A 14,345-nucleotide genomic window follows, 5' to 3' on the forward strand; every position below is an offset into this window, starting at 1 on the left:
CACGAGACGCCCCGCAGTCCCACGACTTTGTGAAATCCTTCACCCACCCTCTTGGCCCGGCCCCGCGATTCGTGCTGAGATGCCGCCACCACTCAACAGCTCGATGGCGTGCTCGGGGAGGGCAACGTGGCGCATTCCGCCATGTCTGGTAACGGAACGACCGCCGGTGACGATCCCCTCCAGACCGCGGTATGGCGGCTGCGCTCACGCGCGTGCTGGTCCGACGCGGCCGCCCTGCTGCCACCGGCCACCCCCGCGGCGGCGCTGCAACGCGCCTCGCTGCTGGTGGAACGGTGTCTGTACACGGAGCAGGGGTGGGAGGAGGCCGAGGACGCCCTGCGCACGGCGGAGGCGCTGGCCCACAGCGACGACGAGCGGGGCGCGGCCGCTTGTGAACGCGGGTACTTGGCCTACGCCGCGACCGTGCTCGCGGTGCGCGACCGGGCCGACGAGGCGCGGGCGGCGCTGGGGCGGGCCGCGGCGCTGGTCCCTCCGGGGGCTGAGCAGCGGGCCCTGCTGGACTTCCGTCGCGGGCTGCTCGCGGAGAACCTGACGCGTTCCCCGCAGGCGGCGCGGGCCGCGTACCGCCGCGCGCACGCGGGGGCGACGGCGCAGTCCGACCCGTTGCTGCTGTCCTTCACCTGGCGGCACCTGGCCGGACTCGCGTTGCGGGAGGGGGAGCTGGCGGAGGCCCGGCACGGTTTCGCGGAGTCGCTGCGGATCCGGGAGGAGCTGGGTTATCTCGTCGGTACGGCGCCGGCGCTGGTGTCGCTCGCCGACACGGAGACGGAGCCGGAGGCGTCGCGCCTGCGGGAGGAGGCCCGGCGGTTGTTCCGGTTGCTCGGGGGTGTGCCGACGTGGCTGGCGCGGCAGTTGGCTCCGCCGGCGGCGGGGGCGGCGACGGCTTGACGGTGCTGGGAGGTACCCGGCGTTTTTGCTGAGGCCGGGTGGGTCCGCAGCCCGGCGGAGCGGGTGCTGCTGCGCCCACCCGTGCCGCCCTGGGGGCACCTCCCAGGCCCTCAAGGCACTGGGGGAGGCACGATTGCCCGCAGCTGGGGCAACCACGACGCACCCGCGGCCGCGCACGCGCGGAAGGGGACGTGCCGGGGGGTGTCCGCCCGCAGCGGTTGGCGCGTCAACGGACAGTCAGTCGGTTCGCAAGCCCATCGCGCTGTTCCGAGGACGGACACCCCCCGGCGCGGCCCCGACCCACCACCACCGCGTAGGCGCAAACGGCGGCGCACCCCCACTCAGCGCGCGCCCGCGAAGTGCTCCCCCACCAGCGACCGCACCACGTCCAGATCCCGGGCGGCCAACGCGTCCAGCAACGCCGTGTGTTCATGCGCGTCCGCCACCAGATCGGCCCTGCCCCGCATCCCCGGCCCGCTCCCCACCAGCGGCCACTGCGCCCGCCGGTGCAGGTCGTCCGCGATCTGGACCAGCTGCTCGTTCCCGGAGAGGGACAGCACCGCCCGGTGGAACCCCCGGTCGGACTCCGCGTAGGTCGCGCGGCAGCCGGAGGACGCCGCGCGGACCGTCGCCTCGGCAAGGGGACGCAGCTCGGCCCAGCGCTCCGCCGGCACCGTCCGCGCCAGCCGCAGCATCACCGGCACCTCGATCAACGCCCGCACCTCGGCCAGCTCCGCCAGCTCCCGGGCCCCCCGCTCGACCACCCGGAACCCGCGATTCGGCACGACCTCGACGGCACCCTCCAGGGCCAGCTGCTGCATGGCCTCCCGCACCGGCGTCGCCGAGACCCCGAACCGCTCGCCCAGCACCGGCGCCGAGTACACCTCCCCGGGCCTGAGATCCCCGGCAACCAGCGCGGCCCGCAGCGCATCGACGATCTGCCCGCGCACCGAGGCCCGCTGAACGACGGGCCGGCCTCGCGGAGCAGCCGGCGGGGCGGGCTCACTGTGCGTGTGCTCCCCCCGCACCTCGGCACTGACGCCAGGCCCCACCCGACCCGCATCCGCCGCCCCACCCTGCTGCGGCACCCGGACCTGCCCACCCGGCAGCTCCGCCCCCGGCACCCCCGCCCTCGGCACCTCCGCCCCGGCGGAGCCCTGCGCGCCCTGCTTCACGGCTCGGCTCCTCCTCCGGGACGTATCGGTACTTGGGGTCATTACGGCGGGTTGTTACTCGTCCGTCAAGCACCATAAGCGCACCGGCCGTCAGTTCAAATCCCAGCGATCTTCGGTAAGGTAAGGCTTACCTCCAAACGACCCGTTCAACAGACGCGGACCGGTGATCCCATGCCCCAGCCCCCTTCGGCCCTCTCCGGCGCGTACGTCCGTCTGGCCGAGGTCCTCCCAGGGCTGGCCATCACCGAGCTGACCGCCGAGGACGAAACCCCCCAGGGCGGCACCTGGATCACCGCCGCCGCGCTCGCGGAAGCCGGCCCCGGCCTCGACACCTACCTGTCCTGGGACGACGCCCAGATACGCCGGGACTACGGCCGGCAGGCACGGCCCGACGTCATCGCCAGCTTCGGCCTGCACCGGTACGCCTGGTCCGCCTGCCTCCTGATCACCGTCCCCTGGTTCCTGCACCGCCGCGTCCCCCGCTACCCGGTGACGCACGTCTCCTACGACCGCACCGCCCCCGCGCACCCCGTCGGCCACCTGGCCGTCCGTCCGTCCGGTTTCGCCTGCCTGCCCGGCGACGAGGCCGCCGCACTGCCCGGCGCCCGGGTCGTCCCGGACGAGGAGGCGCTGCGGGCCGAGGTGCGGTCGGCGGTCGCGGAGCACCTGGAGCCGGTCCTGGCCGGTTTCGGCCCCCGGATGCGGCGCCGCGGCCGGGCCCTGTGGGGTATGGCGACGGACGAGATCGTCGAGGGGCTCTGGTACGTCGCCCAGCTGCTCGGCGAGATCGAGGAGCGGCGCGCGATGCGCGAGCTGGAGCTGCTCCTGCCGGGCGCGACCAAGCCGTACGTGGGCACGGCGGCCTTCCGTGAACTGACCGGCCCCGACGGGAAGCTGCTGCGCACCCGGGACCGCGCGAGCTGCTGCATGTTCTACACCCTGCGCCCCGAGGACACCTGCGCCACCTGCCCGCGCACCTGTGACGCCGACCGGGTCACCAAGCTGCTGGCCACGGCCAGTTGAGGCGACACCGGGCAGACCGGGACAGAGCAGTCCCGCCACCCCGGTAGGATCATCGCGGAACCGGCCACCCACTCGCGCGCAGCCGATTCACACCTTGCTCACGGTCACGGAAACTTTCCGTGGAACCACCCGTACGGGTACTCTTCTTCGAACTCAACTCCTGCCCCTCAAGCGGCAGTTCGAGCAGAATGCCGTCCTGGGCAATCCCTTGCACTTCCTTGGCGGCCTCTTGCCCCGAAACCCCCTGAGGGCCGGTGGGATTGGGCCACTATGGCGGGCGTTACGCCCTATCCCAATGCAAGGGACCACCCAGATGAGACTGACCGACATATCGCTGAACTGGCTGCTTCCGGGCGCCGTGCTTCTCCTGGGCATGCTGGCGGCGGTGGCGGTGCTCGCGCGCGGCAAGCGCTCCTCGGTCAAAGACACGAGCGCGGATGATTCCTGGGAGCGCAACGAGGAACGCCGCAGACGCAAAGAGGCCCTTTACGGCACCGTCTCCTACGTCCTCCTGTTCTGCTGCGCGGCCGTCGCCGCCGCGCTCTCCTTCCACGGCCTGGTCGGCTTCGGCGAGCAGAACCTCGGCCTTTCCAACGGCTGGCAGTACCTCGTCCCGTTCGGCCTGGACGGCGCGGCGATGTTCTGCTCCGTACTCGCCGTGCGCGAGGCCAGCCACGGTGACGCGGCGCTCGGCTCCCGGATACTGGTCTGGACGTTCGCGTTCGCCGCGGCCTGGTTCAACTGGGTGCACGCGCCCAGGGGCGTCGGCCACGACGGCGCCCCCCACTTCTTCGCCGGCATGTCCCTCTCGGCGGCGGTCCTCTTCGACCGCGCGCTGAAGCAGACCCGCCGGGCCGCCCTGCGCGAGCAGGGCCTGGTGCCGCGCCCGCTGCCGCAGATCCGTATCGTGCGCTGGCTGCGCGCCCCGCGCGAGACGTACCGAGCCTGGTCGCTGATGCTTCTGGAGGGTGTGCGCAGCCTGGACGAGGCCGTCGACGAGGTGCGCGACGACAAGCGCAAGAAGGACGAGGCCCGCCAGCGGCGGCGCGACCAGCAGCGCGTGGAGCGCGCCCAGTTGAAGGCGATCAGCCGCGGTCACCGCGGCCACCTCGGCCGTGGTGGCGGCCGGCAGCTGGAGGTGCAGGTGGATCGCGGCTCCTCGCAGGTCTCCGCGGAGCCTGCCATATCCGCGCCGGAACCACTGCCCGTGCGCTCGCGTCCCTCCCTTCAGCCCGTTCGCCACGGGGCTGACCCGGTGACCGTCGACCTCACCGCGGAGGACGACACGCAGGCTCTGCCGCGTCTGGACTCCCTGGAGCGCAAGCTCAAGGACCTGGAGCAGCAGTTCGGCTGACCGAGCGGCTCAGAGACAGCGCCGGGAAGGGGCGGGGCCTGCGGGCCGCGCCCCTCTCCCCGTTCCTCTGTTCTCTCTCCGGGCCGCCGCGTTCACGCCGCCTCGGCCTCCAGCTCGAACCAGATGGCCTTGCCCACGCCGTGCGCCCTGACTCCCCAGGCGTCCGCGAGGGACTGCACCAGGAACAGGCCTCTGCCGTTCGTACCGTCGTCGGCGACCGGTACGCGCAGGCGGGGCCTGCGGGCCACGAAGTCCCGTACCTCCACCCGTAGTCCACGGGGTCCGACGGTGGCCGTCAGGACCGCGTCGTGGTCGGTGTGGACGATCGCGTTGGTGACGAGTTCGCTGGTGAGCAGTTCCGCCACGTCCGCTCGCGCGGTCCTCCCCCACTGCCCGAGCAACTCCCGCAGGGCTCTGCGGGCTTCCGGCACGGCCCGCAGGTCGGCCCGCCCGAGTCTGCGCCTCAACTGAGGCGCCGGCACCTGCTCCGTGACGTCTTCGGCCTGGTCCTCCACCGTCTTCGCCGAGAAGGCCCCGATCGTGCTGGGACCGCCTCCTCGTGCCTGCCTCTCCATGACCCCCGCCCGCGCGCCGATGTCGGTTCCCCTCCTGCTCGAACACGTTCACGGGGATCCATGCCCCGTCGGGCACGCGGCAGTCATGTCGGATCGTCAACGACCGGATGTTCGGCCATCTCGCCGGGACGGGCGGCGCGGCTGCACGGGCCCTGAGCAGTACGGCGCCGAAGGGTCGGGGGACAAGAGGGTAGCCGGAAGACGTCCCGCGCCGGATCCTGACCGCCGGAGATCGGACGAACTGCCGATGGCCGACTGCCGATCCTTCCGTACCCGGCGAAGGCGCGGGACGGCCGGTCGCCCCGCGCGGCGGCCCACTCAAGTTGGCCGAAGTACGACGGTCTCCCCCCGGTTTCCCGCCCGATACGGGGCGTCCACCCCGCGGCGGGAGGACGCCCCCTCCACCGCCAAGTCGCACCACATCCACCCACGGAACGACCCACACCCACGCCGGGACAGCCCACGCCCCGCCAGGGCGGCCCACCCACCGCCGAGACGCCCCACACCCACCGCCGAGACGGCCCACACCCACCGCCAAGACCAACCACGCCCACATCGCGACGGTCCCGGCACACCCCCTCGCGGGCCGACGGACGCCGACGGAACACTCAATCGCGAGCGACTCCGCTGCCGTCGGGCTGAACCACCTCATGGGCCACGACAGCCGGGACGCCGTCGTCGGCGGCGACGGCGGACGGGGGTGGCAGTTCGCCGGAGCCGCGTCGGACGAGAACGCTCGGCAGGGTCACGGTGCGCGGACGGGCCGTCGGATCGGTGATGCGTTCGAGGGCCAGGACGGCGGCCTGCCTGCCCAGTTCGAACGGGTCTCTGGTGATCGCCGAGATGCCCAGTCCGGCGGACAGCTCGTTCTCGTCGAGCGCGACGAAGGCTGTGTCGCGGCGGTTGACGATGCGGTCCAGCAGGACGCCGCTGCTGATGCCGAGGTTGAGGGCGAGCACGGCGGTCGGGGGCTCGGGCCTTTGCATCAGCTCGGTGACGGCCGCGTTGATCTCCCGCGGGCTGGTCAGGCCGGTGACCACGAGGTCGTGCGGTTCGGGGACCGCGTGGCGCGCGAGGGCGGCGCGGTAACCCGAGAGCCGCAGGATCGACCAGAACGCCACCGGCCTGCGCATGGCGGACCGGAAAGGCACCCTTGCGGTGATGAGCACACTCATCGGTCTGGGCGAGGCGCTCCTGGAGGCGGCCGAGAACCATGACGACGTTCTCGCCCCCGGCTACACCCATCTGCAGCACGCCCAGCCCACCACGCTGGGCCACTACTTCAACGCCCACTACTGGCCCCTCTCACGCAACCTCGCGCGTCTGAGCCAGGTCTACGAGCGTCTCAACGAGTGCCCGCTGGGCGGAGCCGCGCACAGCGGCACCGCGTGGCCGATCGACCGCGATGCCACCGCGGCCTACCTCGGCTTCGACCGGCCGGTCCGCAACGCACGCGACGCCGGAATGTCCTCCGTCGACGTCGGGGCCGAACTCGCCGGTGCCCTGGGACTGACGCTGTCGGGCATCAGCAGGTGCGCGTCGGACCTGTTCTACTGGTCGTCGTCGGAAGTCGGCATGGTCCGCCTCCACCCCTCGCTGTGCGGCACGTCGAGCATGATGCCGCAGAAGCGGAACCCCATCGCGCTGGAGCGGATACGCGGCCTCGCGGGTGATGCCGCCGGCTGGGGGGCCAGCCAGCTCGGGATCCTCCACTTCGCCACCTCCACCGACTCCGACCAGGCCTATGTACACAACCGCATTCCCGCGTACTGCCAGGCCACGGCCGGTGCGGTCACCCTCCTCACCGAGGCGGTCGCCACCCTCGAGGTCCACACCGGCCGTCTCGGTGAATCCGCCGGACGCCACTGGTCGACCTCCAGTGCGCTGGCCGACGACCTGGTGCGCACCCAGGGCCTGAGCTACCGCGGCGCCCACGAGGCCGTGGCACGCCTCATCAGCGCCCACGAGAGCGCGGGCGCGACCGACGGCGTCGTCCGCGCGGACCTGATCGACCAGCACTTCCGGCACTACTCGGCCGAGGAACTGGCCGGCGTCCTCGACACGCGGAACTTCGTCGAGAGCCGCACCAGCGCGGGCGGCACCTCGGCGGCGCAGCGCAGGAAACTGGCCGCACAAGCCGCCGACGACCTACGGGCCCACCGACGCACCGTCGAGGCACGCACCGAGGAAGTCGAACAGGCCAGGGTCCGGCTCCTGCGCGACGCCACCTCACTCACCGAGGGATACGGGACCTGACACCTCACCTCACCACCGGAGCATCCGACGAGAGGACCTCCCATGCCTTTCTGGTCTGCCACCATTCCCACCCGAACCCCGCACGGCGGCTCCGGCGTACACGTCTTCATCGTGGACGCCGACCACTACGAGGACGCCCGCCGCCACGCGCTGGCGCGGGCCGACCTCCCTGAGGCACGGCGCCATCGCCGCAACGCCGCCCTGGACGTCCAGGCCGCCACCGTCACGGAGATTCTTCCCAGTTGGAGGACCTGGACGTTGCCATAGCGGCGCGAGCAGCCCCCTGAACCGGGGGCCAGGCCGCCCCGTACCTGGTCCCCTCGCCGTCGCTGATCCGGCCGGAACTCCCCTGACACCGGCCGGACCGGCGACGGCCCTAGAGCCGGGGCACGTTGCGCAGGTTGGAGCGGGCCATCTGAACCATGCGGCCGACGCCGCCGTCCAGCACCATCTTGGAGGCGGACAGGGCGAACCCGGTCACCATCTCCGCCTTGATCTTCGGGGGGATGGACAGGGCGTTGGGGTCGGTGACGACGTCGACGAGGGCCGGGCCCTTGTGCTTGAAGGCGTCCTTCAGCGCCCCGGCGAGGTCCTTCGGTTTCTCGACGCGTACGCCGTAGGCACCGCAGGCCTGGGCGACGGCGGCGAAGTCGGGGTTCTTGTTGGTGGTGCCGTAGGACGGGAGTCCGGCGACCAGCATCTCCAGCTCGACCATCCCGAGGGAGGAGTTGTTGAAGAGGACGACCTTGACCGGGAGGTCGTACTGCACCAGCGTCAGGAAGTCGCCCATCAGCATGGAGAACCCGCCGTCGCCGGACATCGACACGACCTGCCGCTTCCGGTCGGTGAACTGCGCGCCGATCGCCATGGGCAGCGCGTTGGCCATCGAGCCGTGGGAGAAGGAACCGATGACGCGGCGGCGGCCGTTGGGTGAGATGTAGCGGGCGGCCCAGACGTTGCACATGCCGGTGTCGACGGTGAACACGGCATCCTCGGATGCGACTTCGTCGAGCACGGACGCCACGTACTCGGGGTGGATCGGCGTGTGCTTCTCGACCTTGCGGGTGTAGGCCTTCACCACCCCCTCCAGCGCGTCCGCGTGCTTCTTCAGCATCCGTTCGAGGAAGCGGCGGTTGGTCTTCTCCCGCACCCGCGGGATGAGGCAGCGCAGCGTCTCCCGTACGTCGCCCCACACCGCGAGGTCCAGTTTCGAGCGGCGGCCGAGGTGTTCGGGCCGGACGTCGACCTGGGCGATCAACACGTCGTCGGGGAGGAACGCGTTGTACGGGAAGTCCGTGCCGAGCAGGATCAGCAGGTCGCACTCGTGGGTGGCCTCGTAGGCGGCGCCGTATCCGAGCAGCCCGCTCATCCCGACGTCGAACGGATTGTCGTACTGGATCCACTCCTTGCCCCGCAGGGCGTGCCCCACCGGGGACTTGATCTTCCCGGCGAACTCCATGACCTCGGCGTGGGCGCCGGCCGTGCCGCTGCCGCAGAACAGGGTGACCTTGTCGGCTTCGTCGATCATCTCGACGAGCCGGTCGATCTCGGCGTCGCCGGGGCGGACCGTCGGCCGGGACGTGACGAGGGCGGTCTCGGCGGCCTGCTCCGGGGCGGGCTCGGCGGCGATGTCGCCGGGCAGGGAGACGACGCTGACGCCGGAGCGGCCGACCGCGTTCTGGATGGCGGTCTGGAGCAGCCGGGGCATCTGCTTCGGGCTGGAGATCAGCTCGCTGTAGTGGCTGCACTCGGCGAACAGCCGGTCGGGGTGGGTCTCCTGGAAGTAGCCGAGGCCGATCTCGCTGGACGGGATGTGCGAGGCGAGGGCGAGGACCGGGGCCATGGAGCGGTGGGCGTCGTAGAGGCCGTTGATGAGATGGAGGTTGCCGGGCCCACAGGAGCCGGCGCAGGCGGCGAGCTTGCCGGTGATCTGCGCTTCCGCCCCGGCGGCGAAGGCGGCGGTCTCCTCGTGCCGGACGTGGATCCAGTCGATGGCGGAGTTGCGGCGGACGGCGTCGACGATGGGGTTGAGGCTGTCGCCGACGACCCCGTAGAGGCGTTTGACTCCGGCGCGGGTCAGGATGTCGACGAACTGTTCCGCGACGTTCTGTTTGGCCATATCTGTCGTCTGCCCCTTCGGTCTCCTGGGATCCCTCCGGGTTCCATCAAGTCACAGGAGACGTCCTCACGCCTCCCAAACGGCCGCGGCCGTACGGTCGTCCGCATAACCCTTGACCCGTACTTGGGAGTCCGCGAGGAACGCGGCGAGGCCGGGCGGCTCGGGGCGGGACCACCGCTCGGCGAGGTACTCCCCCAGTTCGGGTTCGCCGCGCAGCGGCTCGGCGAGGCCGGCGCTGCACACGAGGAGCGTGTCACCCGGGCGGGCGACGGAGGTACGGAAGCGGAAGGGTTCGCGGGGTGGTTCCGGGGCCGGTTCGTAGGGGCTGGGCGGGGTCGGGATGCCGAGGTCCATGGTGAGCCGGTCGCCGCCGGGCGTCTCGGAGGGCGGCGATCCGAAGCCCACGACGGGTTCGCCCTTGACCTCGGCGACCTGCGGTTCGATGTCCTGCCACTCGCCGTCCCGCAACCGGAACAGCCCGCCGGGACCGACGCCGAAGAAGACGCGCGTACGGCACTCGGGGTCGGCGGGCAGCAGCAGACAGCGCAGTCCGGCCGCGTACTCCTCCGGGTCGACGCCCTGTTCGGCGGCGCTGGCGCGGAGCTTGCCGAGGCTGCGGTCGGTAAGGCGGTGCAGCCCGGACTTCAGGTCGCCGCGCCGCCCCGCCCTTATGTCCTCCACGAGCCGCGCGTGACTGCGCCCGACGGCCCGGCCGATCCAGTGACAGGCCTCGGCGGCGGCCCGGTGCGCCCCCGGCGTGGCCCGCGCCCCGGTCGCCATCGCCACCAGCAGCAGGGCCTGCTCGCCGCTGCCGAACCGCGCGGTCAGCAGCGAGTCCCGCCGTGGCTCCCCCCGGTACCGCGCGGAGTCCCCCCTCACGGACACGGCCCGCAACGTGCAGGCCCCGTACCGGGCTCCGTCGAGCACGGTGTCCGCGACGAGGTCGTCCAGATCATCGGGGTCGGCGAGCGGCAGGGCGGTGGGCTCGGCGTCGTAGGTGGGCGGCCGCGAGCCGACGTGGCCCCGGGGCCGGGGGGAGGACGCGGGGCGCTCGAACCTGGATTCGGATCGATCGGATGGCAGGTCGGCGGGCGGGGAGTCGGGGGGCGGAGGTGGGGTGGGCGGGGAGTCGGGAGGCGGAGGCGGGGTGGATGTGGAGCCGGTGGGCGGGGGTGGCGCGAGCGGGGAGCCGACCGGCGGTGGTGGCGTGGGCCCGGAGCCCACGGGCGGGGGTGATGTGGGCGCGGAGCCGACCGGCGGAGGTGGCGTGAGTGGGGCGTCTACCGGCGGGGGTGGCGTGGGCCCGGAGCCCAGGGGCCGGGGTGACGTGGGCGCGGAGCCGGCAGGCGGAGGTGACGTAGGCGCGGAGCCGACCGTCGGAGGTGACACAGGCGCGGAGCCGGCAGGCGGAGGTGACACAGGCGCGGAGCCGGCAGGCGGAGCTGACGCAGGCGCGGAGCCGACCGTCGGAGGTGACGCAGGCGCGGAGCCGACCGGCGGAGCTGACGCAGGCGCGGAGCCGGCAGGCGGAGGTGACGCAGGCGCGGAGCCGACCGGCGGAGGTGACGTGAGGGGAGGGGCTGCGGGGCGTGGTGGTACCGGCGACCGATCGGCCGGGGCCGGGGACGCGGTGCCGTCGGGACGGGGGGCGTGGAGCGCGGTCCCCTCGGGCCCGGGCCCGGAGTGCTCGGCGCCGTCCGGCTCGGTGGCGGGGACGTCGGCCGCTCCGGGGCTCGGCTCGGTTGCCGGGGCCGTGGGGCCCCTGGGCGCGGCCCCCGCCGTGGTGGAACCGGTCGCCTCGGGGCTCGGCCAGACGGGAGGCGCCGGAGGTGGCGGGGGGACCGTCGGTGGGGCGGGGGGCGTCCCCTGCGGCCCCTGCTGTTTCGTCGCGGTCGGGAAGGTCACCGGGCCCGTGGGCCGGACGGGCGGTGGTTCCCAGGGGGCGCGCCGGGGTGACGGGCCGGAGGCGCGTGGGGTGTCCATGATGTCGTCGGCCCTCGCCCGCGGCGCCGGAACCACGGGCTCCGACACGGCCCTCTCCCCCGCCCCGGCCCCAGGAACACTCCGGCCCTCCATCGCCCCCGCCGCCGAGGCGAAGCGGTCGTCGAGGGAATCGGGTGCGGGTGTGGGGCCCGTGTCGCCGGTGGAGTCGTCGTACAACTGCCCCCACCAGTCGTCCTCGGGACCGGTGGGCCTTCCCCCCTGCTGGCTCATGCCCCTAATTGTCCACCGCACAGGCCGGATGAAAACGGGGCTTGTGGAAAAACCGGCCTCTTCCGGCACCGGGAACCCGTGCGTCGAGTGAGCCGTAGAACGGTCATGCGATATGAGGGCCGATCACCGGACGCGACCGGCTGACCTGCGGGTCTGGGTCACGACCACGCTTCTGACCTGCGCCTTCTCCCGTGTTCCGGCAGGCTGGTCAGATGGGAGTGTGGGACCTCCTGCTGGTCGGGCTGGTCATCCTGCTCGGTCTGTACGGAGTGCTGCTGCCCGCGGTGCCCGGATCGCTGCTGGTGTGGGCCGCGGTCATGTGGTGGGCCCTGAAGGATCCGCAGCCCGTCGCCTGGTGGATCCTGGTGGGGGTCACGGCCTTGATGTTCGTCTCCCAGGGCGTGCGCTGGGCCCTGCCGCCCCGGCGGCTGCGGGCGAACCGCGCCACCCACCGCATGCTGTCCTACGCCGGAGCGGGATCCACCCTCGGCTTCGTCCTGCTCCCCGTCGTCGGCGCGATCCCCGGTTTTCTGGCCGGTATCTACCTCGCCGAACGCCTCCGCCTGGGCCGCCACGCCGAGGCCGTGGCGGCGGTGCGCACGGTGATGCGCTCGGGCGGCTCCAGCGTGCTGGCGGAGTTGTTCACCTGCCAGCTGATCGCGGCGGCCTGGGTGGGGGCCGTGTTCGGCGCGTGAGAACACACCCCGAGAACACCCCGAGAACACACTCCGAGAACACCACACCGGCCCCTACAGCACCCCTTCGTGCGTCAGCAGCCGTACCTTCCGCTCCAGGCCGCCCGCGTAGCCGGTCAGTGTCCCGTCGGCCCCGATCACCCGGTGGCACGGCCGGACGACCAGCAGCGGATTGGCACCGATCGCCCCGCCCACGGCCCGTACGGCGGCCCTGGGCGCTCCGATGCGCGCGGCGATCTCGCCGTAGGTCACGGTCGAGCCGTAGGGGATGTCGTCCAGCGCGGCCCAGACCTTCTCCCGGAAGGCGGAGCCGTCGGTGCGCCAGGCCAGCCGGAACTCCTTCAGTTCCCCGGCGAAGTAGGCCGCGAGCTGTTCCTCGACCTCCCGGAAGGGCCCCCGGTCCTGCCGCCAGCCGTCCTCCACCACGCGTCCGCCCTTCTGACCGGGCACGGACAGCGAGGTCAGCGCACCGTCCGGAGCGGCGGTGAGGAGCAGCGGCCCGAGCGGGGAGGCCACGTTCGTCCAGTACGTCGAGGTCATCACAACTCCCACTTCCCTGCTGCGCGCAGGTGGTTCAGGGCGTACGAGCGCCAGGGGCGCCAGCTGTCGGGGACGTCGGCGCCGGGTGGGGCCACGTCGGGGTCGCCGAGGGCGCGGGTGCGGATCTCGGCAATGGTGCGGGCGTCCAGACCGGGCACGGCGCGCAGGGCGTCCTGCGCGCCGTCGCGGTCGGCGCCCGGGTCCAGGCGTACGGCGTGGTCGGCGAGGGCGGCGGTGAGCGCGCCGAGGGTGCCGCCGGGTTCGGCGCCCGCGAGCACGGCCGGTTCGGGGAACAGGTGGGTGAGGCTGCCGCAGGGGGCGTCCAGGGCCTTGCCGTAGCGCCGTACGAGCCGTTCCGCCTCCGTACGGCCGACCAGTGCGCGTACCGCGAGTTCCTCCGGGTCGGCGGTGCCCGGCGAGCGCAGGCCGGGCCGGGCGGTGACCAGGGGGGCGAGCACCAGGTCGGCGCCGAGGCGCTCGTCGACGGCGTAGGGGTCGGCGTCGAGGTCGAACTGCCGCCGCAGCCGCTGCACGGCGGTGGTGAGGTCGCGGGGGTCGGTGAGGTGCAGCCGGGCGTCGAGCCAGCCGCCCGGGTGGGCGCCGGATCCGGTCCGGGCGGTGCCGGGTCGTTCGTCGACGGCGACGATGCCGGTGCCGTACGGCAGGCGCAGCGTGCGCCGGTAGGTGCGCGCGCCGGGCGGGCCGCCGACCTCCTCGACGCCGGGCACGGCCTCGCGTGCCAGCAGGTCGAAGACGGGGCCGGCCTGGTAGGGGCCGCGGTGGGCGAGCCGGAGCGGGATGCCGGCGTCCGGGGTGGCGGTACGTCGGGCCCGGCCGTTCTTCGGCGCGGCGGCGGCGCGCAGTTCGCTCGGGGTCGACGCGTACACGGCGCGGATGGTGTCGTTGAACTGCCGGACGCTGGCGAAGCCCGAGGCGAACGCGATCTCGGTGATCGGCAGGTCGGTGGTCTGCACGAGGACGCGCGCGGTGTGGGCCCGCTGGGCCCGGGCGAGGGCGGCAGGGCCGGCGCCGAGCTCCGCGGTGAGCTGCCGCTGAACCTGCCGCGCGCTGTAGCCGAGCCGTCCGGCTAGCCCGGCGACGCCCTCGCGGTCGACCACGCCGTCGGCGATCAGCCGCATGGCCCGGCCCACCACGTCCGCGCGGACGTTCCACTCGGCGGAGCCGGGCACGGCGTCCGGGCGGCACCGCCGGCAGGCCCGGAAGCCCGAGCCCTGCGCGGCGGCGGCCGTGGCGAAGAACCGTACGTTGGCCCGCTTAGGGGTGACCGCGGGGCAGCTCGGCCGGCAGTAGATGCCGGTCGTCTCGACGGCGAAGAAGAAGGCGCCGTCGAAACGTCCGTCACGACTGCGTACGGCTTCGTACCTGGGGTCTTCCCCCGTGTCTCCCGTGTTTTCGTGCCTGGTGTCGTCGTCCTTCACGGTGTCCAGTCTCCGCCGTCGGCGGGACGCCCGCTGGCGGAAATCG

General features: G+C 73.0%; 13 protein-coding genes. 6 read left to right on the top strand and 7 right to left on the bottom strand.

Annotated elements, in window-relative coordinates:
- Positions 1-141 precede the first annotated feature (141 nt).
- Entirely contained in the window at positions 142-909 is a 768-nt protein-coding gene (locus tag ACIBL4_RS22655) for a hypothetical protein (protein ID WP_399412792.1), read from the top strand.
- 341 nt (positions 910-1,250) lie between these two features.
- Here the strand turns inward: ACIBL4_RS22655 and ACIBL4_RS22660 are convergent, their stop codons facing one another.
- Positions 1,251-2,084 carry a GntR family transcriptional regulator gene (locus ACIBL4_RS22660; protein ID WP_399412794.1) on the bottom strand — a complete coding sequence of 278 codons (834 nt, stop codon included), beginning with the start codon at positions 2,082-2,084 and terminating at the stop codon, positions 1,251-1,253.
- 171 nt (positions 2,085-2,255) lie between these two features.
- Here ACIBL4_RS22660 and ACIBL4_RS22665 point away from each other — a divergent pair, with 171 nt between their 5' ends.
- Positions 2,256-3,107 (top strand): (2Fe-2S)-binding protein, encoded by an 852-nt coding sequence (locus ACIBL4_RS22665; RefSeq protein WP_399412796.1) that lies wholly within the window; start codon positions 2,256-2,258, stop codon positions 3,105-3,107.
- Between the two features lie 313 nt (positions 3,108-3,420).
- Complete coding sequence (locus tag ACIBL4_RS22670) at positions 3,421-4,461, top strand: DUF2637 domain-containing protein (RefSeq protein ID WP_399412798.1); 1,041 nt, start codon at positions 3,421-3,423, stop codon at positions 4,459-4,461.
- A gap of 92 nt (positions 4,462-4,553) precedes the next feature.
- Here the strand turns inward: ACIBL4_RS22670 and ACIBL4_RS22675 are convergent, their stop codons facing one another.
- Positions 4,554-5,036 (bottom strand): ATP-binding protein, encoded by a 483-nt coding sequence (locus ACIBL4_RS22675; protein WP_399412800.1) that lies wholly within the window; start codon positions 5,034-5,036, stop codon positions 4,554-4,556.
- A 608-nt stretch (positions 5,037-5,644) separates the two neighbouring features.
- The gene (locus ACIBL4_RS22680; RefSeq protein ID WP_399412802.1) at positions 5,645-6,187 is read right to left on the bottom strand and encodes a substrate-binding domain-containing protein; all 543 of its coding nucleotides are present in this window, start codon (positions 6,185-6,187) and stop codon (positions 5,645-5,647) included.
- 10 nt (positions 6,188-6,197) lie between these two features.
- Here ACIBL4_RS22680 and ACIBL4_RS22685 point away from each other — a divergent pair, with 10 nt between their 5' ends.
- A complete protein-coding gene (locus tag ACIBL4_RS22685) occupies positions 6,198-7,292 on the top strand; it encodes a lyase family protein (protein ID WP_399412804.1) in 1,095 nt (364 codons plus the stop codon).
- A 42-nt stretch (positions 7,293-7,334) separates the two neighbouring features.
- Positions 7,335-7,559, top strand: a complete 225-nt coding sequence (locus ACIBL4_RS22690) for a hypothetical protein (protein WP_399412806.1) — start codon at positions 7,335-7,337, stop codon at positions 7,557-7,559.
- Positions 7,560-7,668: 109 nt separating this feature from the next.
- Here the strand turns inward: ACIBL4_RS22690 and ACIBL4_RS22695 are convergent, their stop codons facing one another.
- Positions 7,669-9,411: a pyruvate dehydrogenase gene (locus ACIBL4_RS22695; RefSeq protein ID WP_399412808.1), complete on the bottom strand. Its 1,743-nt coding sequence runs from the start codon at positions 9,409-9,411 to the stop codon at positions 7,669-7,671.
- 66 nt (positions 9,412-9,477) lie between these two features.
- Positions 9,478-11,625 (bottom strand): protein phosphatase 2C domain-containing protein, encoded by a 2,148-nt coding sequence (locus tag ACIBL4_RS22700; RefSeq protein WP_399412810.1) that lies wholly within the window; start codon positions 11,623-11,625, stop codon positions 9,478-9,480.
- Positions 11,626-11,837: 212 nt separating this feature from the next.
- On the opposite strand from ACIBL4_RS22700, the gene ACIBL4_RS22705 reads away from it, so the two are divergent.
- Positions 11,838-12,320, top strand: a complete 483-nt coding sequence (locus tag ACIBL4_RS22705; RefSeq protein ID WP_399412812.1) for a DUF456 domain-containing protein — start codon at positions 11,838-11,840, stop codon at positions 12,318-12,320.
- 54 nt (positions 12,321-12,374) lie between these two features.
- Here the strand turns inward: ACIBL4_RS22705 and ACIBL4_RS22710 are convergent, their stop codons facing one another.
- Positions 12,375-12,860: a methylated-DNA--[protein]-cysteine S-methyltransferase gene (locus tag ACIBL4_RS22710; protein WP_399412814.1), complete on the bottom strand. Its 486-nt coding sequence runs from the start codon at positions 12,858-12,860 to the stop codon at positions 12,375-12,377.
- Complete coding sequence (locus tag ACIBL4_RS22715; RefSeq protein WP_399412816.1) at positions 12,860-14,299, bottom strand: DNA-3-methyladenine glycosylase 2 family protein; 1,440 nt, start codon at positions 14,297-14,299, stop codon at positions 12,860-12,862. Before ACIBL4_RS22715 ends, ACIBL4_RS22710 begins: the two co-directional genes overlap by 1 nt.
- Between the last annotated feature and the right edge of the window lie 46 nt (positions 14,300-14,345).

The sequence above is a fragment of the Streptomyces sp. NPDC050416 genome, from assembly GCF_044458845.1.
Taxonomy (GTDB): domain Bacteria; phylum Actinomycetota; class Actinomycetes; order Streptomycetales; family Streptomycetaceae; genus Streptomyces.